Raw genomic sequence first — 21267 nt, 5'->3', positions numbered from 1 at the left:
GCCACGTCGGGCTACGGCGCGGTGAAGCGGTTTTCCACCGCGGGCAGACCGAGCTTTTCACGCAGGGTGCCGGGCGGGTAGCGATCGCGCATGACGCCGTTACGCTGCAGAATCGGCACCACCTGGTCAACAAAGCGGTCAAAGTCTCCCGGCAGCAGCGGGAACATCAGGTTGAACCCATCGGCGGCGCCCGCCTGCCAGGTCTCCGTTAAGGCGGCGGCAATCTCCTCGGCGCTGCCCAGCAGCAGCCAGCTATCGGAACTCTGTAATAACAATTTCCCCAACTCCAGCAGGGTGAGCCGCGGATCGTACTGGCGGATAAGCTTCAGCGCCGTGCGGATGCCATCAAAGCTCTCTTCATCGGGGAGCGGCGGCAGGGGTTGGTCCCGTGGCAGGGTGCTGAGATCCATCCGAAGATAAGAGGAGAGCAGGTCGATAGCCATCTGGTCGCTCATCAGCTGCTCGTTAAGCTGCTGGCGGGCCGCCTTTTCCTCGCTGGAGTTCACCACCACCGGCAGGACCCCGGCGATAATTTTGAAATGGGCCGGATCGCGCCCGTGCTGGCGCAGCCGCTGGTTCATCTCTTCGCGATAGGCCAGCCCTTCGGCGATCGAGTGAATAAACACGAAGTGCATATCAGACCAGGCGGCGGCCAGCGCTTTTCCCGGCTCTGAAGAGCCGGCCTGCACCAGCAGCGGATGGCCCTGCGGCGGGCGAGGGACGTTGAGCGGGCCGCGCACGCGAAAGTACTCGCCCTGATAGTCGAGGTGATGCACCTTGCCGGCATCGGCGAATAATCCGTGCGCTTTATCGAAGATCGCCGCGCCATCTTCCCAGGAATCCCACAGGCGAGTGACCACGTCGATGAATTCACTGGCCCGCTGGTAGCGGGTGCCGTGGCGGGGAAGCTGCTCCAGACCGAAGTTTGCCGCCTCTTCTTCCAGCCACGACGTCACCACATTCCAGCTGGCCCGGCCATTGCTGAGGAAATCCAACGAGGCAAAGTAGCGCGCCAGGTTATAGGGTTCGTTATAGGAGGTCGACGCGGTGGCCATCAGGCCGATATGCTCCGTCACCGCGGCGAGGGAGGAGAGCAGCGTCAGGGGTTCAAGCCGGGCGTTGGCATAGTGGGTCAGGCCGCTGGGCACCGTATCCCACACCGCGATATGGTCGGCGACAAAGATAGCGTCGAGGGTCGCCGCTTCGGCCTTGCGCGCCAGACTGGCGTAATAGTTGAGGGTAAATATTTCCGCTTCTGGTGCGTCAGGGTGACGCCAGGAGAAACGGTAATCCCCCTGCGGGTTATAAAAGAACAGGTTCAGGATCATGTGTCGGGTAGACATAGCGTGGACTCGCGGCTGAACGCCATCCGTGGCGGGGTGACGGTCAGTGTTGGGTGAGGTTGGCATTAACCCATTGCTCGGCGACGGCTGCCGGATCTTTATGCTGGAGATCCACCTGCTGGTTGAGGGCAATCAGCGTGGCATTGTCCAGCTTGCCGGAAACCTCATTGAGCACGGCGCTGATCTCCGGCGTCAGACTGGCTTTGCGCACCAGCGGCACCACGTTCTGACTCGGTTGTTCATGTTTATCATCCTCGAGGACCACCCATTTCTCCTTCGCCAGGTTGCCCTGGGTGGAGACGACCGTCGCGACGTCGATTTTGCCCGAATTGAGCGCCAGCCGGGTCAGCGGCCCGCCCATGTCCAGCGATTTCACCGCTTTGAACTCAAGTCCATAGACGCGCTTCAGCCCCGGCAGGCCCAGGGCGCGTACCGCCAGCTCCGGTGGTCCGCCGATCACCAACTGCGGGGCGACGGGCTTCAGGTCGGAGAGGGTGCGCAGATGGTATTTCTCCGCGGTCTCGGCACGTACCGCCCAGGCGGTGATCGAGGTGGCCGGGGCCGGGTTCAACAGGGTGAAATCGGCGGGCAGGGCCTGGGCCAGCTCAGCGCTAACGGCCTGCTGGCTGGTGGCCTCGGTCTTACCGTTATAGAAATTGAGCAGGGCGCCAAGATATTCCGGAACGATATCGATCTCACCGCTCTGCAGCGCCGGAATAATAATTTCCCGGTTGCCAAGGTTGAGACGGGTGTTGGCCTCGATATGGTTTTTCTTTAACGCGCTGGCGTAGATGTTGGCGAGAATGGAGCTTTCGGTAAAATTGGCCCCGCCCACCGTGACGCTGGCGGCAAAGGTGCTAACGCTCAGGCTGAAGAGCCCGGCGGCCAGCAGCGAGAGACGAAATCGACGGGCGGTGACGGCCTTGCCAAATAATTGCTTCATAATACCTCTTTTATTTTCAGGTTAATCAGCCCCAGGCGCTGGGGTCATGTCAGTTTCACGCTAATAAGGCGCGGCAATACGGCGATGAACCAGGCGGCCGGCGCAGCGGGCGAAAAGCAGTTCACCGCCTATCGCCAGCAGGGAAACCACCAGCGAGCCGCCGATCACCTGCGGGATATCCCGCTGCCCGAGGCCGTCGATCAGAAAACGTCCCAGCCCGCCCAGACCGGCATAGGCCGCGACCACCGCCGTGGCGATAAGCTGAACCAGCGCCGTGCGCACACCGGCGAGGATCAGCGGCGCCGCCAGGGGGATCCGCACCTGCCACAGGCTTTGCCAGGGGGTCATGCCCAGCGCGATGGCCGCATCGCACAGCGGGCGGTCGGCGTGATAAATCCCCACCCAGGTGTTAGTGAGGATGGGCGGGATCGAGAGCGCGATAAGCACCGCCAGCACCGGGATATCGTTAAAGCCAAAAACGATGATGCATAATAAAATCAGCCCTAACGACGGAATGGCGCGGCCGAGATTAAACAGGTTGATCACCACAAAGGCCCCTTTGCGCCAGTAGCCCAGCGCGATGCCGAGCGGCAGGGCAATGGCGCAGGCCACGGCCATACTGACCAGCACGTAATAAAGGTGTTGGCCGAGGCGCAGCAAGATGCCCTCGTCGCCCAGCCAGTGCTCCGGTTGGGTTAGCCAGTGAAAGGTGGCGAGAAGCAGAGTCATCATTCGGTCCACGGCGTTAGCCAGTCGCCAAGACGGGCAATCAGCCCGTCAAAGACCAGCGACAGGAGCAGGCTCAGGACCAGGCTAACGACTATCGGCGTCAGAAAGTCCTGATTAAAACCCGCCAGCAGCAGCTGCCCCAGCCCGCCCTGGCCGATCAGCGCAGTGACGGTGACCAGGCCGACCAGCGTCACCGAGGCAATGCGCAGCCCGGCAAACAGAGAGGGCAGCAGCAGCCACAGCTCGATATCGAAGAAGCGGAACCCGCGGGTGTAGCCGAGCGCCCGCGCGGACTCCAGCGCCGCCTGCGGCAGCTTCTCCATGCCGGCCAGCACGTTGCGCAGCAGGATCAGCAGCGAGTACAGCGTCAGGCCAATTAGCGAGGTGGTCAGCGACAGCCCGGTAAACGGTAGCAATAAAATAAACAGCGCCAGCGAGGGAATGGTAAAGAGCACGCCGCACAGGGTGATGAGCGGCTGCGCCGTCGCGGGCCAGCGTAAGGTCACCGCTAACAGGCCGCCGGTGAGCAGGGAGCCGAACAGCAGGGCCAGCAGGACCATCCGCGCATGCTGCCAGAGCAGATCGCCGATCATCGCGTGGTTATCGATAACCCAGCTCCCGTCAATCATGAGATCGCACCCCCACCGCGCCGTCGAGCACCTGCTGCAGCAGGGTGTGGGATACCGCCCCCTGGTATTGGCCTTCGTCATCCACATGCACCAGCACGCCGGTCGCCACGTCGAGCAGCGCGCTGTAGGCAAAACGCAGGCTGTGGCTGCTGGCGAGTGGGCGCTCCACCGGCAGGGTGAGGCCCCGCTGCGGATCGAACCAGTGCAGCGGGCGTCGCTGGCGGTCAAGCACCAGACGCAGCGGGCTGGCCAGCGGTGGATGGGTACTGGCGATCGGTGTCAGCGCTTCGTCGAGCAGGGGGACATCGTGACGCGGCAGCTGGCCGACCTGTATCATGCCCAGCCGCTTCAGATTGGGCTCCGGGCCGATAAAGCGGCGCACGAACTCGCTCGCCGGGTGGGCCAGAATACGGTCGGGAGTATCAAACTGCGCCAGCACGCCGCCTTCCTGGAAAATGGCGATTTTATCGCCGAGACGGATCGCTTCATTGATGTCGTGGGTTACTAATACAATGGTTTTCTGCAGCCGCTGCTGCAGAAGCAAGAGCTCATCCTGGAGGCGTTCGCGGACCACCGGGTCGATGGCGGCGAAGGGCTCATCCATCAGTAAAATGGGCGGGTCGGCGGCGATAGCGCGGGCGATGGCCACGCGCCCCTGCTGGCCGCCGGAGAGCTGATGCGGATAGCGATGCAGCAGATGACTATCGAGCGACATCAGCGCCACCAGTTCGTCAATCCGCGCGCGGATCCGCGCTTTGCTCCAGCCCGCCAGCCGCGGCACGGTCGCGATATTTTGCGCCACGGTACGATGGGGAAAGAGCGCAGCGCTTTGCATCACGAAGCCGATCTGGCGGCGGATCTGGATAATATCAGCGTCAGCGAGGCGGACCCCCTGAATATAGACGTCGCCGCTGTCGGGAATATCCAGCTGGTTAATCATCCGCAGGATAGTCGTTTTTCCGCAGCCGCTCGGGCCGACGAAGGTGCAGAATTCGCCATGATCAATATCCAGACTGAGGTCGCGAATGGCCGGCTGGGCGCTGCCTGGATAGGTTTTGCAAAGATGCGTTAATTTAATCATGGTGGAATTCAACACTCTGAATAATAAAGTCCTGACCCGGATAAAGTGGCGCCGGGATCCTGGCTCAAACTACAGAGCGCCTGCGGGGAGGGCAAATACGTTATTTGCATTTGCATAGTGAAAAGCTGGTTAATCAGTTGCGGCGGAAGAAAAGCCGGAAGGTTGTTTTATGGATTTGTGATCGGCAACACAAATGACTCTCAAGCGGCCACCGTAAAAGATAAATTACCAGGGTTGATTTTAATCAAAGTATGACCGCCTGCGATAGGGCGGAAAAAGCCGCACCGTCCGCCGCACAAGAAAAACCAGATTGTGAATATAATGTTTCTTTGATGTAAATATTGCCTGTGCCCTTTTCCCGCTCGCTGCAGATAAAATGTGATGCCAAACCGACTTGTCGCTAAATAAGGGCGTTGATTACGTCTGCTTTTTATTCTTTATAGCATTAATTTAATTTTCGGCTTTCTTCTCACCCTGGCAATGTTGGTCAAATAGCGTGCAAAAGGCGTATTTTTTATCGCCATTTTGCCGTCGATGTTATTGCCATCAATTATTTTTATCCCCGCATTCGGCCACGGCAAAAGACGTGCAAATAGCGTTCATGTTGCTTGTAATGTATTGATTTTAATTTATTTATTCTGACTTGTGACGCCTGCTCATCCGCCGCGGCGGAGCCTTTGTGAGAGCTCTCACATAACCCGGTGATCGCGATTTGTTACACTTTCCGCCGTCAACAAAGGAATGAAAGTGAGACGCGATGAATACTTTTTCTCTGCCTAAAACACAGCATCTGGTGGTTTTCCAGGAAGTGATCCGCAGTGGGTCAATCGGGGCCGGAGCAAAAGCGTTAGGACTCACTCAGCCGGCGGTCAGTAAAATCATTGGTGACATGGAAAGTTATTTTGGCAGCGAATTAATCGTCCGGCGAAATACCGGCGTCTCGCTCACCGAGGCCGGGCAGGTATTTCTCAACTGGTCAGAAGCGATCACCCGTGAAATGAAAAATATGGTCAATGAAATGAATGCTCTGACCAACAGCGCGGTGGTGGATGTCTCCTTTGGTTTCCCTTCGCTGGTCGGGTTTACCTTTATGTCGGAGATGGTGCATCAGTTTAAAATGACCTTCCCGAAGGCGCGGGTCTCAATGTATGAAGCGCAGCTCTCCGCTTTTTTACCGGCGATCCGCGACGGGCGTCTCGACTTCGCCATCGGGACGCTGAGCGATGAGATGAAACTGCAGGACCTGCACGTCGAGCCGCTGTTTGAGTCTGAGTTTGTGCTGGTGGCGAACCGGGCGCGGATCGGCAATGGCACCGTCCGTCTGGCCTCGCTCCAGCATGAGCAGTGGGTGCTGCCGGAGACCAATATGGGCTATTACAGCGAACTGCTGGCCACCCTGCAGCGCAGCGGCATCCGCCGCGAAAATATCGTCAATACCGATTCGGTGGTGACGATCTATAACCTGGTACTCAATGCCGATTTTCTGACGGTGATCCCCTGCGACATGACCACGCCGTTCGGCTCGAGCCAGTTTGTCACCATCCCCATTAAAGAGGCCTTGCCGGTGGCGCGCTATGCGGCGGTATGGTCGAAGAATTACCGGCTTAAAACCGCGGCGGCGTCGCTGGTGGAGATGGCGAAACAGTACTCTTCGGGGCAGGGAAACCGCCACTGGCAGCCAATAGAAATTGCCTGACTGATATTGATTAAATAACCCAACACACGTCCTCGCTGTTATCAGCAGGATGACGCCCGGTCATTGACTTTATATTAAGATACAGAGGCCATCATGCATATTACCTACGATCTTCCGGTATCCATTGACGATATTCTCGAGGCGAAGCAACGCCTGGCGGGAAAAATATATAAAACGGGCATGCCCCGCTCGAATTATTTTAGCGAACGCTGCCAGGGGGAAATATTCCTTAAATTCGAAAATATGCAGCGCACGGGCTCATTTAAAATTCGCGGCGCGTTTAATAAGCTCTGCGGTTTAACCGCGGCGGAAAAACGCAAAGGGGTGGTGGCCTGTTCGGCGGGCAACCACGCCCAGGGCGTCTCGCTCTCCTGCGCCATGCTCGGCATTGACGGGAAAGTGGTGATGCCGAAAGGGGCGCCGAAATCAAAAGTCGCCGCCACCTGCGATTATTCGGCAGAGGTAGTCCTGCATGGCGATAACTTTAACGATACCCTCGCCAAAGCCAGCGATATTGTTGAACTTGAGGGCCGTATTTTTATTCCCCCCTATGACGACCCGCAGGTTATTGCCGGGCAGGGAACGATTGGTCTCGAAATATTAGAAGATCTGTATGACGTGGATAATGTCATCGTGCCGATTGGCGGCGGGGGATTAATTGCCGGCATCGCGATTGCGATTAAATCCATTAACCCGACGATCCGCATTATTGGCGTGCAGTCAGAAAATGTTCACGGGATGGCCGCCTCCTGGTATGCCGGGGAGATCACCAGCCATCGCCACGCCGGCACCTTAGCCGATGGTTGCGATGTCGCCCGGCCAGGGAAACTGACTTATGAAATCGCCCGCCAGCTGGTGGATGACATCGTCCTGGTCAGTGAGGACGACATTCGCCAGAGCATGGTCGCCTTAATTCAGCGCAATAAAGTGATCACCGAAGGGGCCGGGGCGTTGGCCTGCGCCGCGTTATTAAGCGGCAAACTAGACAGCTATATCCAGAACCGCAAAACGGTCAGCCTGATTTCCGGGGGCAATATCGATCTCTCGCGGGTATCGCAAATTACGGGTTTTGTTGACGCTTAATTCAATACATAAGTGAGGACAGGATATGAGTACGACTGAGAGCATTGCATCCAGCCAGACAAGCCTTTCGTCCTGGCGTAAATCTGACACCACCTGGACCCTGGGCCTGTTTGGCACCGCTATCGGCGCCGGGGTGCTGTTTTTCCCTATTCGCGCTGGCTTCGGCGGGCTGATCCCGATCCTGGTGATGCTGGTGCTGGCCTATCCCATCGCCTTTTATTGCCATCGGGCGCTGGCCCGGCTATGCCTGTCGGGGGCTAACCCCTCCGGCAATATCACCGAAACGGTGGAAGAGCATTTTGGCAAAACCGGCGGGGTGGTGATCACCTTTCTGTACTTCTTCGCCATTTGCCCGCTGCTGTGGATTTATGGCGTCACGATCACCAATACCTTTATGACCTTCTGGGAGAACCAGCTGCAGATGCCGGCCCTCAACCGCGGGGTGGTGGCGCTGCTCCTGCTGCTGCTGATGGCGTTTGTCATCTGGTTTGGTAAAGACCTGATGGTCAAGGTGATGAGCTATCTGGTGTGGCCGTTTATCGCCAGCCTGGTGGTGATCTCCCTGTCCCTGATCCCTTACTGGAATAGCGCGGTGATTGACCAGGTCAACCTCAGCGATATCGCCTTAACCGGTCACGACGGCATTCTGGTGACGGTATGGCTGGGCATCTCCATCATGGTGTTCTCCTTTAACTTCTCGCCGATCGTCTCCTCATTTGTGGTCTCCAAACGCGAAGAGTATGAAGCGCAGTTTGGCCGGGAGTATACCGAACGCAAATGCTCACAGATCATCTCCCGGGCCAGCATGCTGATGGTGGCGGTGGTGATGTTCTTCGCCTTCAGCTGCCTGTTTACCCTCTCGCCGCAGAACATGGCGGACGCCAAGGCGCAAAATATCCCGGTGCTCTCCTATCTGGCGAACCACTTTGCCTCGATGTCGGGCACCAAATCCACGTTTGCCACCCTGCTGGAGTATGGCGCGTCGATCATCGCCCTGGTGGCCATCTTCAAATCGTTCTTCGGCCACTATCTCGGCACCCTCGAGGGGCTGAACGGTCTGATCCTGCGCTTCGGCTATAAAGGGGATAAAACCCGGGTCTCCAGCGGCAAGCTCAATACCCTGAGCATGGTGTTCATCATGGGCTCGACCTGGGTGGTGGCGTATGCCAACCCCAATATCCTCGACCTGATTGAGGCCATGGGCGCGCCGATTATCGCCTCGCTGCTGTGCCTGCTGCCGATGTACGCCATTCGTAAAGCGCCTTCGCTGGCCAAATACCGTGGCCGTCTCGATAACCTCTTTGTGACCGCCATTGGTCTGCTGACCATCCTCAACATCGTTTACAAACTGTTCTAATCCGGCTCAGGCCACGCGGAGTACAACATGACTGAATTTCCGGTAGTACTGGTGATCAACTGCGGCTCGTCGTCGATCAAATTTTCCGTACTGGACGCCGCCAGCTGCGACTGCCTGCTGAACGGCGTGGCCGAGGGCATCAACGCGGAACGGGCGTTTCTCTCGCTCAACGGCGGCGAGCCGGTGGCGCTGGCGCCGCGCGGCTATGAAGGCGCCCTGCAGGCGATTGCCGGAGCATTAGCCCAACGCGACCTTATCGACAGCGTGGCCCTGATTGGCCACCGCGTCGCCCACGGCGGCGACCTCTTCACCGAGTCGGTCATTATTAGCGAGGAGGTTATCAATAACATTCGCCAGGTATCATCCCTGGCCCCGCTGCATAACTACGCCAGCCTCAGCGGCATCGCCTCGGCGCAGCGGCTGTTCCCGCAAGTGATGCAGGTGGCGGTCTTTGATACCAGCTTTCACCAGACCCTGGCCCCGGAAGCCTTTCTCTATGGTCTGCCGTGGGAGTATTACCAGAACCTCGGGGTACGCCGCTACGGTTTCCACGGTACCTCGCACCGCTATGTGTCCCGGCGCGCCCTGGCGCTGCTCGGGTTGCCGGAGCAGGAGAGCGGCCTGGTGATCGCCCACCTGGGCAATGGCGCCTCGATCTGCGCGGTGCGCAACGGCCGCAGCGTGGACACCTCGATGGGGATGACGCCGCTGGAGGGGCTGATGATGGGCACCCGCAGCGGCGATGTCGACTTCGGCGCCATGGCGTGGATTGCCGGGGAAACCCGGCAGACCCTCAGCGACCTGGAGCGGGTGGCCAACACCGCCTCCGGTCTGCTGGGGATCTCCGGCCTTTCCTCCGACCTGCGGGTGCTGGAGCAGGCGTGGCATGAGGGTCATGCCCGCGCCCGCCTGGCGATTAAAACCTTTGTCCATCGCATCGCCCGTCATATTGCCGGTCACGCCGCCGCGCTGCAGCGTCTCGACGGCATTATTTTCACCGGCGGGATTGGCGAGAACTCGGTGCTGATCCGTCGGCTGGTGAGCGAGCGGCTGGCGGTCTTTGGCCTTGAGATGGACGTCGCCCGCAACCAGCAGCCGAATTCGGCCGGCGAGCGCCTGATCTCCGCCGACGTCAGCCGGGTGCGCTGCGCGGTTATTCCTACCAATGAAGAGCGCATGATTGCCCTCGATGCGATCCGCTTAGGTCGGATCCACACGGCGGCGGCGCTGGCCTGACTTTTTATTCTGTAGAGAGACGATGTTCATGAAAGTAGATATCGACACCCACGACGCACAATACGCCGACGCCTGGCAGGGCTTTCGCGGTACGGCGTGGCAAACGCAGATCGACGTCCGCGATTTTATTCAGCATAACTACACCCCTTACGAGGGCGATGAGTCTTTCCTCGCCGACGCGACGCCAGCGACCACCGCCCTCTGGGAGCAGGTGATGGCCGGGATCCGCGTCGAGAACGCCACCCATGCGCCGGTGGATTTCGACACCAATGTCGCCACCTCCATCACCGCCCACGCGGCGGGCTATATCAACCAGCCGCTGGAAAAGATCGTCGGCCTGCAAACGGACCAGCCGCTGAAGCGCGCCCTGCATCCTTTTGGCGGCATCAATATGATCAAAAGCGCCTTCGAGGCCTATGGCCGCGAAATGGATCCCGCCTTTGAGTATCAGTTTACGGCGCTGCGCAAGACCCACAATCAGGGGGTATTTGACGTCTATTCCCCGGATATGCTGCGCTGTCGCAAGTCGGGGGTGCTGACCGGGCTGCCGGACGGCTATGGCCGCGGACGGATCATCGGCGATTACCGCCGCGTGGCGCTGTACGGCATCCGCTATCTGATTCGCGAACGTGAGCTGCAGTTTGCCGACCTGCAGCCAGCCCTTGAGCGCGGCGAGGCGCTGGAGGCCACCCTGCGCCTGCGCGAAGAGCTGGCCGAACAGCGGCGCGCGCTGCAGCAGATGCAGGAGATGGCGGCCCGCTACGGCTGCGATATCGCCCACCCGGCGCGCACTGCCCGGGAGGCGGTGCAGTGGCTGTACTTCGCCTACCTGGCGGCGGTGAAGTCGCAGAACGGCGGCGCCATGTCGCTGGGGCGCACGGCCACCTTCCTCGACATCTATATCGAACGCGATCTGCGGGCGGGTCGGCTCAATGAACAGCAGGCCCAGGAGCTCATTGACCACTTCATCATGAAGATCCGCATGGTGCGTTTCCTGCGCACCCCGGAATTTGACACGCTGTTCTCCGGGGATCCCATCTGGGCGACGGAGGTGCTGGGCGGTATGGGGCTGGATGGCCGCACCCTGGTCAGTAAAACCACCTTCCGTTACCTGCATACCCTGCACACCATGGGGCCGGCGCCGGAGCCGAACCTGACCGTGCTCTGGTCGCAGGCGCTGCCGGTGGCGTTTAAAAAATATGCCGCCCGGGTCTCTATCGCCACCTCGTCGCTGCAGTATGAGAACGACGATCTGATGCGCAGCGATTTTCACAGCGACGACTACGCCATCGCCTGCTGCGTCAGCCCGATGGTGATCGGCAAGCAGATGCAGTTCTTCGGCGCCCGCGCCAATCTCGCCAAAACGCTGCTCTACGCGATTAACGGCGGGGTGGATGAGAAACTGAAGATCCAGGTGGGGCCGAAAACCGACCCTCTGCGTGATGAGGTGCTGGACTATGACACCGTGATGGCCAGCCTCGACCACTTTATGGACTGGCTGGCGGTGCAGTACATCAGCGCGCTGAACATCATCCATTGTATGCATGATAAGTACAGCTACGAGGCGGCGCTGATGGCCCTGCACGACCGCGACGTTTACCGCACGATGGCCTGCGGCATCGCCGGCCTGTCGGTGGCGGCGGATTCGCTGTCGGCGATAAAGTACGCCCGGGTGAAGCCGGTGCGCGATCACCACGGGCTGGCGGTGGACTTTGTCATTGAGGGCGATTATCCGCAGTACGGCAACAACGACGATCGGGTCGATGCCATCGCCTGCGACCTGGTGGAGCGCTTTATGCGCAAAATTCAGGCGCTCCCCACCTGGCGCCAGGCGGTGCCGACCCAGTCGATCCTGACCATCACCTCCAACGTGGTATACGGACAGAAAACCGGCAATACGCCGGACGGACGTCGGGCGGGGACGCCGTTCGCCCCGGGGGCCAATCCGATGCATGGCCGCGACCGCAAAGGGGCGGTGGCGTCGCTGACCTCGGTGGCGAAACTGCCGTTTACCTACGCCAAAGATGGCATCTCGTATACCTTCTCCATCGTGCCGGCGGCTCTCGGCAAAGCCCCGTCGGCGCAGGAAAACAACCTGGTGGGGCTGCTGGACGGCTACTTCCACCACGAGGAGACGGTGGAGGGGGGACAGCATCTTAACGTCAATGTGCTGAACCGGGAAAAGCTGCTCGATGCGATAGAACACCCGGAGCAGTATCCGAATCTGACGATCCGCGTCTCCGGCTATGCGGTCCGCTTTAACGCGCTGACCCGCGAGCAGCAGCAGGATGTGATCTCCCGAACGTTCACCAGTCAACTCTGAGCGGCCGCCAGGCCACAGGAGAGCCTTTAACGGGCTCTCCTGTTATCATCTTCACATTACCGCAACAAAATAATCACCACTGTTGATCATATTCGCATTTTTGCACCACGCTGGCGCGCAGCGACCGCTAACTGCATCTATGTTTAGCTCACGGGCCGGTACGGATACCGCGTTGTCCGGCTCGCCACGTGATGGCAACCGATCTCCTGACCTGAAAGGGAATGCGCCCTTGCCGGATGCGGCACGGGTTGCCGTCGCGTGCGCACTGACCGGGGCGTCCGCGCTCCGGCGCGACCTCTCTACCTGGCGGGATTTTTGCTTCTTCCACCCTGGCCGTCCTGGCGCTGCGCCAACGTCGGCACCACACGGTAAGTGATATTTTCTGCGTCATTCCATGACGCCAGGCTTTACATCGCTGAGGAATATCCGAATGTCTTTGAAACTGAAAACAATGACGCTTCATGTTGTGATAGCAGGTTGTATGAGCATGGCCTTTTACGCCCAGGCAGACGTGAAGATCGGCGTCGCCGGGCCCTTTACCGGACCCAACGCCACCTACGGCGCCCAGTACTGGAAGGGGGCTTCACAGGCGGTGGCCGATATCAATGCCGCCGGTGGCATCAAAGGCGAAAAGATTGTGCTGGTGCAGGGGGATGACGCGTGCGAACCGAAGCAGGCGGTGGCGGTGGCCAACCGGCTGGTGGACGAAGCGAAAGTCTCCGCCGTGGTGGGGCACTTTTGCTCTTCCTCAACGATGCCGGCCTCCGAGGTATATGACGAAGCCGGGATCCTGACCATTACCCCCGGCTCGACCAACCCGCAGATCACCGAGCGCGGCATGAAGGATCTTTTCCGCATGTGTGGTCGTGACGATCAGCAGGGGGCGATTGCCGCCAACTATATGCTGGATGTGCTGAAGGCGAAGAAAATTGCCGTCATCCACGATAAAGACACCTATGGTCAGGGGCTGGCCGATGCCACCCGCGCGGCGCTGGCGAAGCGGGGCACCAAAGAAGTGTTGTACGAAGGCCTCTCCCGCGGTGAAAAAGACTTTAACGCCCTGGTGACCAAGATCGGCGCCCTCAAGCCGGACGTGGTCTACTTTGGCGGCTGTCATCCGGAAGCGGGCCCGCTGGTGCGTCAGATGCGCGAGCAGGGGGTGCAGGCTAAATTCTTCTCCGGCGACTGTATCGTCACCGAGGAGCTGGTGACGGCCGCCGGCGGGCCGCAGTTCACCAACGGCGTGCTGATGACCTTTGGTCAGGACCCGCGCACCCTCCCGGAAGGCAAAGCGGTGATCGAGAAGTTCCGCGCCAGCGGCTTTGAACCAGAAGGCTATACCCTCTACGCCTACGCCTCCATTCAGGCCATTGCCGCGGCCTGGAACGCCGTGGGTACCGATAACGCCAAAGCCAGCGACTGGCTGAAGAGCCACGACGTCGATACGGTGATGGGCAAGAAAGCCTGGGATGGCAAAGGCGACCTCAAGGTGTCCGACTACGTGGTCTATCAGTGGGACGACAAGGGCAAATATCATCAGCTCTGATCGGCCACGACCTGAGGACGCTCTGTCCTTTTGACTTGCGAATCGTCACATCACGGCGGTCGACCGGGAACGGAACCCGGCGGCCGTCTGCCTGGCGGCTGGAGGGGCTATGACGGCGTTTTTTCTGCAACAACTGATCAATGGGCTGACGCTGGGCGCAGTGTACGGCTTAATCGCCATCGGCTACACCATGGTGTATGGGATCATCGGCATGATCAACTTCGCCCACGGCGAGGTGTATATGGTCTCCGCCTATCTGTGCGCCATCGGCCTGGCGCTGCTCTCTTTCTTCGGGATCCACTCCTTTCCGCTGCTGATTTTCGCCACCCTGGTGTTCACCATCGTGGTCACTGGCGTATACGGCTGGGCGATCGAGCGCATCGCCTACCGGCCGCTGCGCAACTCGACGCGACTGGCGCCGCTGATCTCGGCTATCGGGATGTCGCTGATCCTGCAGAACTATGTCCAGCTGAGCCAGGGGCCGAACCAGCAGGGGATCCCGACGCTGCTCAGCGGCGCGCTGCGCATGACGGTGGGCGATGGGGTGGTGCAGATCACCTGGACCAAGGTGTTTATTCTCGTCGCGGCGCTGGTGGGGATGCTGACCCTGACCTGGATTATCCAGTACACCCGGCTGGGGCGCATCTGTCGCGCTACCCAGCAGGACCGGCGTATGGCGGCGATCCTTGGCATCAATACCGACCGGGTGATCTCCCTGGTGTTTGTCATCGGCGCGGCGATGGCCGGTCTGGCCGGCGTGCTGGTGACCATGAACTACGGCACCTTCGACTTCTATATCGGATTTATTATCGGCATCAAAGCCTTCACCGCCGCGGTGCTGGGCGGGATCGGCTCGCTGCCTGGCGCGATGCTAGGCGGACTGCTGCTCGGGGTGGCCGAAGCCCAGTTCGCCGGGCTGGTGAATTCGGATTACAAAGATGTCTTTTCCTTTGCGCTGCTGGTGGCGATCCTGATTTTTCGCCCGCAGGGGCTGCTGGGACGTCCGCTGGTGGCCAAGGTCTAAGGAGGCTTTATGGGTGAATTTACGCGCCAGCCTGCGCGGGATATCAAAAGCGCGCTGATCGACAGCGTGCTGGCCGGTCTTTGCGCGTTAATTGTCTTTGGCCCGATCGTCGGCGTGGTGCTCAAAGGGTATGGTTTTACCCTCGCGCCCGGGCGGGTGGCGATCCTCGTGGCGGTGGTGATGGCCGGCAGGCTGGCGCTCAGCCTGCTGCTGCAGAGCCGTCGGGGAAAAGCCTTTATTGCCCGCTTTGAGGGGGCGGATGACGGGGTGTACGTCCGGCCGCCGGGATACCGCTCGCGGCTGCGCTGGATAATGCCGCTGCTGGCGGTCCTGGCCATTGCCTTTCCATTTCTCGCCAGCAAATACCTGCTGACCGTGGCGATCCTCGGCCTGATCTACGTTCTGCTCGGCCTGGGGCTGAACATTGTGGTGGGCCTCGCGGGCCTGCTCGATCTGGGCTATGTGGCGTTCTACGCCATCGGCGCCTACGGCCTGGCGCTGGGCTACCAGTACCTGGGCCTCGGCTTCTGGGCGATGCTGCCGCTGGGGGCGGTGATGGCGGCCCTCGCCGGGGCGTTGCTGGGCTTTCCGGTGCTGCGCATGCATGGCGACTACCTGGCCATCGTCACCCTCGGCTTTGGCGAAATCATTCGCCTGGTGCTTAACAACTGGGTGAGCTTCACCGGGGGGCCCAACGGCGTACCGGTGCCGTCGCCCACGCTGTTTGGCCTCGAGTTTACCCGCCGGGCCAGGGATGGCGGCATCCCCATCCATGAGTTTTTCCACGTCAGCTACAACCCCAACCTGAAATTCATCTTTCTCTACGCCGTGCTGTGCCTGGTGGTGATGCTGGTGCTGCTGGTGAAACATCGTCTGACGCGGATGCCCATCGGCCGCGCCTGGGAGGCGCTGCGCGAGGATGAGATCGCCTGTCGGGCGATGGGGCTCAACCACGTGCTGGTGAAGCTCTCGGCGTTTATGCTCGGCGCGTCGACCGCCGGCATCGCCGGGGTGTTCTTCGCCAGCTATCAGGGGTTTGTTAACCCGACGTCGTTCACCTTTTTTGAGTCGGCGCTGATCCTGGCGATTGTGGTGCTCGGGGGAATGGGCTCCACCCTGGGAGTGGTGCTGGCGGCGTTTGTCCTGACGGTCACCCCGGAGCTGCTGCGCGGTTTTGACGAATATCGGGTGCTGCTGTTCGGCGTGCTGATGGTGGTGATGATGATCTGGCGGCCGCGCGGCCTGGTGCGCACCAGCCGCAGCGGGGTTGCGTTGCGAAAAGGAGTCGCGCCATGACCGACAGCATCTTACGCGTTGAGCATCTGATGATGCATTTCGGCGGCATCAAAGCGCTGAATGATGTCAATCTGGAGGTGGAGCGGGGGTCGATCACCGCCCTGATCGGCCCCAACGGCGCGGGCAAGACCACGGTGTTTAACTGCCTGACCGGTTTTTACCGGGCGACGGGGGGGAGCATCGTGCTGCGGGCGCGGGAAAAGGTTACCGATGTCATTCAGGTGCTGGGGCAGAAGCTTCACCCGGACGATTTTCTCCACCCGGCGCAGCTGGGGCGGCGGATCTATTACAAGATGTTCGGTGGCACCCATCTGGTGAACCGCGCTGGCCTGGCGCGCACCTTCCAGAATATACGTTTATTCCGCGAGATGTCGGTGATTGAGAACCTGCTGGTGGCCCAGCATACCCAGGTTAACCGCCATCTGCTGGCCGGGATCCTCAATACTCGTGGGTATCGGCAGGCGGAGAGTCAGGCGCTGGATCGCGCTTTTTACTGGCTGGAGGTGGTGGAGATGGTGGACTGCGCCAACCGTCTGGCGGGGACCCTCTCCTATGGACAGCAGCGGCGGCTGGAGATCGCCCGCGCCATGTGTACCCGCCCGGAGATGATCTGTCTGGACGAGCCGGCCGCCGGCCTCAACCCGGTGGAAACCCAGGCGCTGAGCCGGATTATTCGCTTTCTGCGCCAGCAGCACGGCATCACGGTGCTACTGATCGAGCATGATATGGGGATGGTGATGGAGATTTCGGATCATATCATCGTCCTCGATCACGGGGACGTCATCGCCCGCGGCGTGCCGCAGGCGATCCAGGCTAACGCCAGCGTGATTGCCGCCTATCTTGGCGCTGAGGAAGAGGAGACGCGCCGATGAGCCAGCCATTGCTTGCCTTTAATGAGGTGGATGTCTTCTACGGGCCGATCCAGGCCCTGAAGCAGGTCTCCCTCACCGTCAACGAGGGAGAGACGGTGGCGCTGATCGGCGCCAACGGCGCCGGTAAATCAACGCTGCTGATGTCGGTCTTCGGCCAGCCGCGCATTGCCGGCGGGGAGATTTTCTATCGCGGGGAGGCGATCAGCCGGAAATCGACCCACTTTATCGCCAGCAACGGCATCGCCCAGGCCCCGGAAGGGCGGCGCATCTTTCCCGATATGACCGTCGAGGAGAACCTGCTGATGGGGACCATTGCCATTGGCAACCGCTATCAGGCCGAAGACAAGGCGCGGATGTATCAGCTGTTCCCCCGGCTGGAAGAACGGCGGGGACAGCGGGCGATGACCCTCTCCGGCGGCGAGCAGCAGATGCTGGCCATCGCCCGGGCGCTGATGAGCCGACCGCGCCTGCTGCTGCTGGATGAGCCAAGCCTGGGGCTGGCGCCGCTGGTGGTGAAGCAGATTTTTCAGATCCTGCGCGAGCTGACGGCCCAGGGGATGACGCTGTTTCTGGTGGAGCAGAATGCCCGCCATGCCCTTAACCTGTCGGACCGCGCCTATGTGATGGTGAACGGCCAGATCCGCCTGAGCGGCAGCGGCCAGGCGCTGCTCAACGACCCGGAGGTGCGTAAGGCATATCTGGGGATCAGCGGCTGAGGGGGTTATTCCCGCGGTTCGTTACGGGTTTTAATGTGCTGCCAGAAACGTTCGGCGGCCTGGTTAAGCCGCGAGCCGGAGCGGTAGAGCCAGGCGCCGATCGGCAGCGACAGGCGGTCATCGAGGATCGTCAGTCGGCCTTCGTCCAGCTCGCGCTGAATAGAGTATTGCGGCAGCCAGCCCACGCCGTCGCCATTGAGGATCATGCGCTTGAGCAACTCGCTCATGGAAGAGACAAACGTAAGGGAGAAGGTGATCTCCGGCGTACGGTCGATCACCTGGTTCACCTGGCGCCCCATATAGCTGTCGTTGGCGTATTTCATCAGCGGCAGCACGCCGCGATGTAAATGAAACAGCGGGCGGCCATGTTCGTCGCAGGGGGAGACCAGGTGCAGGTAAGAATCAAAAATTTTATGATTAATAAACGGATAGTTCATTAATTCTTCATTATAGAAGGAGAGGATAAAATCGCTTTTTCCCTCTTTCAGGTTAAATACGGCGTCGTTGACGTTAATCGATTCAACATGAAAAGTCTTATTTTTACGGTCGGTGTAACCGGCGATGATTTCCGGCAGTAATAACACCGACAGCGAAGGGGCCGCGTCGATTCTTATTTTCTGGGTCGTGTTATTTAAACCCTTAATACGACTGATCTGAAAATCCATGTCATCGAGCATATTTCGCGCATAGCCGACAAAAATTTTCCCGCGGTTGGTCAATTGCAGGGGGTTGGCGCTACGATCGAAGATGCTGAATCCGAGGGAGGCCTCCAGCGACTGGATGCGTCGACTGAACGAGGACTGAGAGATGTTGCGGGCTTTAGCCGCCAGGGTAAAGCTGCGCGACTCCTCAAGGGCAATCACATCATACAGCCATTTTACTTCCAGATTTGCCAACACCGATCCAGTCCTCAAAAACGCAATAAAGGCTATGCAATTTTAGCATAGCGCATAGAAACTATGCAATTAACATAATTATCGACAGGTGTTAACATTTTTTGGAAAGTTGAGATTTATGAATGCATATCGGCGACCCTACATGAGCACGATATGAAATCGCGACTCACGGTTATTTATTGCTTTATTTTATTGTCCAGGACTTATCTTATTAAATCGCCGGCGACGATGACGAAAGCAATGAATAACCCAGGCCTCTTACCTTAAATAGTTTGTCAGGAGTTCCATGTCACAACAAATTGAATCAGTTAAAATGGCTCTGCAGGAGCTGGGGATTAATGCAAGCGGCGAATTCTTTTACAACCCTGATTACGATTTGCTTATTGCACATGAAACCGCTCCTGAACTGACCGGCGCGGCCCGCGGCGTGATGACCGACTCTGGCGCTGTGGCTGTTGATACCGGGATCTTCACCGGCCGTTCACCGCGCGATAAATACATCGTCCGCGACGAACAGACGCGTGATACCGTCTGGTGGGCAGACTCAGGCCTCGGCCGCAATGACAACAAACCGTTATCGCCAGACGTGTGGCGCAGCCTGAAAAGCCTGGTCGCGGGCCAGCTGAGCGGCAAAAAACTGTACGTCATCGACGCCTGGTGCGGCGCCAGCCCGGACACCCGTCTTGGCGTACGCTTCGTCACCGAGGTGGCGTGGCAGGCCCACTTTGTCAAAAACATGTTTATCGTGCCGAGCGCCGACGAGCTGGCCAGCTTTACGCCAGACTTCGTGGTGCTCAACGGCGCGGGCTGCACCAATGCCAACTGGCAGGCGCAGGGGATGAACTCCGAGAACTTCGTCGCCTTTAATCTCAGCGAGCGTATTCAGCTCATCGGCGGCACCTGGTACGGCGGCGAAATGAAGAAAGGGCTGTTCTCGGTCATGAACTACCTGCTGCCGCAGAAAGGCATCGCGTCGATGCACTGCTCGGCCAACCGTGGCGAAGCAGGGGATGTGGCGCTGTTCTTCGGCCTCTCCGGTACCGGTAAAACCACCCTGTCGACCGATCCGCATCGTCAGCTGATTGGCGATGACGAGCACGGCTGGGACGATGACGGCGTGTTTAACTTTGAAGGCGGCTGCTACGCCAAGACCATCAATCTCGACCCGCAGGCGGAGCCGGAGATTTATGGCGCCATCCGCCGCAATGCGCTGCTGGAAAACGTGGTGGTGCGCGCCGACGGTAGCGTGGATTATGCCGACGGCAGCAAAACCGAAAACACCCGCGTCTCCTATCCGCTGTCGCATATCGACAATATCGTCAAGCCGGTGTCCCGCGCGGGCCATCCGTCGAAGGTGATTTTCCTTGCCGCCGATGCGTTTGGCGTCCTGCCGCCGGTCTCCCGTCTGACCACCGAGCAGATGCAGTACCATTTCCTGTCGGGTTTCACCTCGAAGCTGGCGGGTACCGAGCGCGGCATTACCCAGCCGACGCCGACCTTCTCCGCCTGCTATGGCGCGGCGTTCCTGCTGCTTCACCCAACCCAGTACGCCAGCGTCCTGGCGGCGAAGATGGCGGAATCCGGTGCGGAAGCCTGGCTGGTCAACACCGGCTGGAACGGCGAGGGCAAACGCCTGTCGCTGCGCGATACCCGCAGCATCATTAGCGCGATCCTCAACGGCACTACCGGCCCGCTGCGCGATGAGACCATCCCGGTGTTCGGTCTTGCGATCCCGCAGAGCATTCCAGGGGTAGACAGCGCGGTGCTGGATCCGCGTAATGGCTGGAGCTCAGCGGATAAGTGGCAAGAGAAGGCCGAGAGCCTGGCTCAGCTGTTTATGGATAACTTTAAGCAGTACAGCGATACCGAAGCGGGCGCGCGTCTGGCGCTGGCCGGTCCGCAGCTGCAGAATAGCGCGGTCGAAGCCTGATCCGCGGCCAGCAGGTCGACGCTAGGCGCCGACCTGCTGGCGAGCCGCTTTACTCCGCAAAGGCCCGCAGCGCATCGCCCGTGAGTCGATAACGCACCCACTCATCCTGCGGCTGCGCGCCAATGCTCAGATAGAAATCAATCGCCGGCTGGTTCCAGTCGAGCACGCTCCACTCCAGACGCCCGCACTGACGCTGTACAGCATATTGCGCGATGGTTTTCAGCAGCGCTTTTCCGGCGCCTATCCCGCGAAAGTCGGGGGTGACGTACAGATCCTCCATATAGATACCATTGCGTCCAAGCCAGGTGGAATAGCTGGTGAAGAACACCGCGTAGCCCACCGCTTTGCCCGCCACCTCGCAGATCAGCGCTTCGGTTTTGCTGCCGCTGGCAAACAGCGTCTCTCTGATCTCCTCTGCCGTCGTCACCACCTCTTCAGGGGCTTTCTCGTAGACCGCGAGTTCATAAATCATGTCGTAAATAGCGGTGGCGTCGTCCGGGGTGGCCTGGCGGATCGTGATGCTCATGGGGCGTCCTGTATCAATAGTCAAAAGAGAGCAAAATTGCT

At 59.7% G+C, this 21267-nt stretch carries 20 protein-coding genes; 11 read left to right on the top strand and 9 right to left on the bottom strand.

The genetic code is table 11. The features are described 5' to 3' along the window. Positions 1 to 11 precede the first annotated feature (11 nt). From A1WC_RS09905 to A1WC_RS28005, 6 genes are all read right to left on the bottom strand, one after another. On the bottom strand, positions 12 to 1328 hold the full coding sequence (locus A1WC_RS09905) for an NtaA/DmoA family FMN-dependent monooxygenase (RefSeq protein ID WP_228691842.1): 1317 nt from the start codon (positions 1326 to 1328) through the stop codon (positions 12 to 14). A gap of 58 nt (positions 1329 to 1386) precedes the next feature. Further along, positions 1387 to 2286 (bottom strand): ABC transporter substrate-binding protein, encoded by a 900-nt coding sequence (locus tag A1WC_RS09910; RefSeq protein WP_012541295.1) that lies wholly within the window; start codon positions 2284 to 2286, stop codon positions 1387 to 1389. A gap of 60 nt (positions 2287 to 2346) precedes the next feature. Then, positions 2347 to 3015: an ABC transporter permease gene (locus A1WC_RS09915; RefSeq protein WP_016161360.1), complete on the bottom strand. Its 669-nt coding sequence runs from the start codon at positions 3013 to 3015 to the stop codon at positions 2347 to 2349. After that, the gene (locus A1WC_RS09920; protein WP_016161359.1) at positions 3015 to 3644 is read right to left on the bottom strand and encodes an ABC transporter permease; all 630 of its coding nucleotides are present in this window, start codon (positions 3642 to 3644) and stop codon (positions 3015 to 3017) included. Before A1WC_RS09920 ends, A1WC_RS09915 begins: the two co-directional genes overlap by 1 nt. Beyond that, positions 3637 to 4725: an ABC transporter ATP-binding protein gene (locus A1WC_RS09925; protein ID WP_016161358.1), complete on the bottom strand. Its 1089-nt coding sequence runs from the start codon at positions 4723 to 4725 to the stop codon at positions 3637 to 3639. The genes A1WC_RS09920 and A1WC_RS09925 overlap by 8 nt, the downstream gene beginning before the upstream one ends. 437 nt (positions 4726 to 5162) lie before the next feature. Next, positions 5163 to 5306 (bottom strand): hypothetical protein, encoded by a 144-nt coding sequence (locus A1WC_RS28005; protein WP_165451769.1) that lies wholly within the window; start codon positions 5304 to 5306, stop codon positions 5163 to 5165. Positions 5307 to 5482: 176 nt separating this feature from the next. On the opposite strand from A1WC_RS28005, the gene tdcA reads away from it, so the two are divergent. The 5 genes from tdcA (at position 5483) to pflB (ending at position 12420) form a co-directional block, all read left to right on the top strand. After that, a complete protein-coding gene (gene tdcA / locus A1WC_RS09930; RefSeq protein ID WP_008804334.1) occupies positions 5483 to 6421 on the top strand; it encodes a transcriptional regulator TdcA in 939 nt (312 codons plus the stop codon). A gap of 93 nt (positions 6422 to 6514) precedes the next feature. Further along, positions 6515 to 7504: a bifunctional threonine ammonia-lyase/L-serine ammonia-lyase TdcB gene (gene tdcB, locus A1WC_RS09935; protein WP_002910762.1), complete on the top strand. Its 990-nt coding sequence runs from the start codon at positions 6515 to 6517 to the stop codon at positions 7502 to 7504. Between the two features lie 25 nt (positions 7505 to 7529). Beyond that, positions 7530 to 8861, top strand: coding sequence for a threonine/serine transporter TdcC (tdcC, locus tag A1WC_RS09940; protein WP_004200322.1), 1332 nt, complete (start codon positions 7530 to 7532; stop codon positions 8859 to 8861). Between the two features lie 27 nt (positions 8862 to 8888). Further along, positions 8889 to 10097 carry a propionate kinase gene (gene tdcD, locus A1WC_RS09945; protein ID WP_016161357.1) on the top strand — a complete coding sequence of 403 codons (1209 nt, stop codon included), beginning with the start codon at positions 8889 to 8891 and terminating at the stop codon, positions 10095 to 10097. A 28-nt stretch (positions 10098 to 10125) separates the two neighbouring features. Then, the gene (gene pflB / locus A1WC_RS09950; RefSeq protein ID WP_016161356.1) at positions 10126 to 12420 is read left to right on the top strand and encodes a formate C-acetyltransferase; all 2295 of its coding nucleotides are present in this window, start codon (positions 10126 to 10128) and stop codon (positions 12418 to 12420) included. A 51-nt stretch (positions 12421 to 12471) separates the two neighbouring features. Here the strand turns inward: pflB and A1WC_RS28000 are convergent, their stop codons facing one another. Further along, positions 12472 to 12618 (bottom strand): hypothetical protein, encoded by a 147-nt coding sequence (locus tag A1WC_RS28000; protein ID WP_004225356.1) that lies wholly within the window; start codon positions 12616 to 12618, stop codon positions 12472 to 12474. Positions 12619 to 12907: 289 nt separating this feature from the next. On the opposite strand from A1WC_RS28000, the gene A1WC_RS09955 reads away from it, so the two are divergent. The 5 genes from A1WC_RS09955 to A1WC_RS09975 all read left to right on the top strand — a co-directional run bounded on the left by A1WC_RS09955 (position 12908) and on the right by A1WC_RS09975 (position 17874). Beyond that, positions 12908 to 13966: a branched-chain amino acid ABC transporter substrate-binding protein gene (locus A1WC_RS09955; RefSeq protein WP_162494489.1), complete on the top strand. Its 1059-nt coding sequence runs from the start codon at positions 12908 to 12910 to the stop codon at positions 13964 to 13966. Positions 13967 to 14075: 109 nt separating this feature from the next. Further along, a complete protein-coding gene (locus A1WC_RS09960) occupies positions 14076 to 14990 on the top strand; it encodes an ABC transporter permease subunit (protein ID WP_008804338.1) in 915 nt (304 codons plus the stop codon). Between the two features lie 9 nt (positions 14991 to 14999). Further along, positions 15000 to 16286: a high-affinity branched-chain amino acid ABC transporter permease LivM gene (livM, locus tag A1WC_RS09965; protein WP_016161354.1), complete on the top strand. Its 1287-nt coding sequence runs from the start codon at positions 15000 to 15002 to the stop codon at positions 16284 to 16286. Further along, positions 16283 to 17158 carry an ABC transporter ATP-binding protein gene (locus A1WC_RS09970; protein ID WP_008804340.1) on the top strand — a complete coding sequence of 292 codons (876 nt, stop codon included), beginning with the start codon at positions 16283 to 16285 and terminating at the stop codon, positions 17156 to 17158. Before livM ends, A1WC_RS09970 begins: the two co-directional genes overlap by 4 nt. Beyond that, positions 17155 to 17874: an ABC transporter ATP-binding protein gene (locus A1WC_RS09975; protein ID WP_008804341.1), complete on the top strand. Its 720-nt coding sequence runs from the start codon at positions 17155 to 17157 to the stop codon at positions 17872 to 17874. Before A1WC_RS09970 ends, A1WC_RS09975 begins: the two co-directional genes overlap by 4 nt. Before the next feature lie 5 nt (positions 17875 to 17879). Here A1WC_RS09975 and A1WC_RS09980 read toward each other — a convergent pair whose 3' ends face one another. Next, positions 17880 to 18773, bottom strand: coding sequence for a LysR substrate-binding domain-containing protein (locus A1WC_RS09980; RefSeq protein WP_008804342.1), 894 nt, complete (start codon positions 18771 to 18773; stop codon positions 17880 to 17882). Positions 18774 to 19056: 283 nt separating this feature from the next. Here A1WC_RS09980 and pckA point away from each other — a divergent pair, with 283 nt between their 5' ends. Further along, on the top strand, positions 19057 to 20700 hold the full coding sequence (gene pckA, locus A1WC_RS09985; RefSeq protein WP_012967799.1) for a phosphoenolpyruvate carboxykinase (ATP): 1644 nt from the start codon (positions 19057 to 19059) through the stop codon (positions 20698 to 20700). A gap of 49 nt (positions 20701 to 20749) precedes the next feature. Here the strand turns inward: pckA and A1WC_RS09990 are convergent, their stop codons facing one another. Then, positions 20750 to 21226 carry a GNAT family N-acetyltransferase gene (locus A1WC_RS09990; RefSeq protein ID WP_012541306.1) on the bottom strand — a complete coding sequence of 159 codons (477 nt, stop codon included), beginning with the start codon at positions 21224 to 21226 and terminating at the stop codon, positions 20750 to 20752. Positions 21227 to 21267: the final 41 nt, after the last annotated feature.

The sequence above is a fragment of the Klebsiella sp. KTE92 genome, from assembly GCF_000398905.1.
Classification (GTDB): Bacteria; Pseudomonadota; Gammaproteobacteria; order Enterobacterales; family Enterobacteriaceae; genus Klebsiella; species Klebsiella variicola.
This window is presented reverse-complemented; position numbering and strand designations above follow the sequence as displayed.

What these genes read in the sequence shown, in the direction of transcription:
- A1WC_RS09905 (WP_228691842.1), bottom strand. Translation starts at nt 1,328, where the DNA reads ATGATCCTGAACCTGTTCTTTTATAACCCGCAGGGGGATTACCGTTTC.
- A1WC_RS09910 (WP_012541295.1), bottom strand. Translation starts at nt 2,286, where the DNA reads ATGAAGCAATTATTTGGCAAGGCCGTCACCGCCCGTCGATTTCGTCTC.
- A1WC_RS09915 (WP_016161360.1), bottom strand. Translation starts at nt 3,015, where the DNA reads ATGACTCTGCTTCTCGCCACCTTTCACTGGCTAACCCAACCGGAGCAC.
- A1WC_RS09920 (WP_016161359.1), bottom strand. Translation starts at nt 3,644, where the DNA reads ATGATTGACGGGAGCTGGGTTATCGATAACCACGCGATGATCGGCGAT.
- A1WC_RS09925 (WP_016161358.1), bottom strand. Translation starts at nt 4,725, where the DNA reads ATGATTAAATTAACGCATCTTTGCAAAACCTATCCAGGCAGCGCCCAG.
- tdcA (WP_008804334.1), top strand. Translation starts at nt 5,483, where the DNA reads ATGAATACTTTTTCTCTGCCTAAAACACAGCATCTGGTGGTTTTCCAG.
- tdcB (WP_002910762.1), top strand. Translation starts at nt 6,515, where the DNA reads ATGCATATTACCTACGATCTTCCGGTATCCATTGACGATATTCTCGAG.
- tdcC (WP_004200322.1), top strand. Translation starts at nt 7,530, where the DNA reads ATGAGTACGACTGAGAGCATTGCATCCAGCCAGACAAGCCTTTCGTCC.
- tdcD (WP_016161357.1), top strand. Translation starts at nt 8,889, where the DNA reads ATGACTGAATTTCCGGTAGTACTGGTGATCAACTGCGGCTCGTCGTCG.
- pflB (WP_016161356.1), top strand. Translation starts at nt 10,126, where the DNA reads ATGAAAGTAGATATCGACACCCACGACGCACAATACGCCGACGCCTGG.
- A1WC_RS09955 (WP_162494489.1), top strand. Translation starts at nt 12,908, where the DNA reads ATGGCCTTTTACGCCCAGGCAGACGTGAAGATCGGCGTCGCCGGGCCC.
- A1WC_RS09960 (WP_008804338.1), top strand. Translation starts at nt 14,076, where the DNA reads ATGACGGCGTTTTTTCTGCAACAACTGATCAATGGGCTGACGCTGGGC.
- livM (WP_016161354.1), top strand. Translation starts at nt 15,000, where the DNA reads ATGGGTGAATTTACGCGCCAGCCTGCGCGGGATATCAAAAGCGCGCTG.
- A1WC_RS09970 (WP_008804340.1), top strand. Translation starts at nt 16,283, where the DNA reads ATGACCGACAGCATCTTACGCGTTGAGCATCTGATGATGCATTTCGGC.
- A1WC_RS09975 (WP_008804341.1), top strand. Translation starts at nt 17,155, where the DNA reads ATGAGCCAGCCATTGCTTGCCTTTAATGAGGTGGATGTCTTCTACGGG.
- pckA (WP_012967799.1), top strand. Translation starts at nt 19,057, where the DNA reads ATGTCACAACAAATTGAATCAGTTAAAATGGCTCTGCAGGAGCTGGGG.
- A1WC_RS09990 (WP_012541306.1), bottom strand. Translation starts at nt 21,226, where the DNA reads ATGAGCATCACGATCCGCCAGGCCACCCCGGACGACGCCACCGCTATT.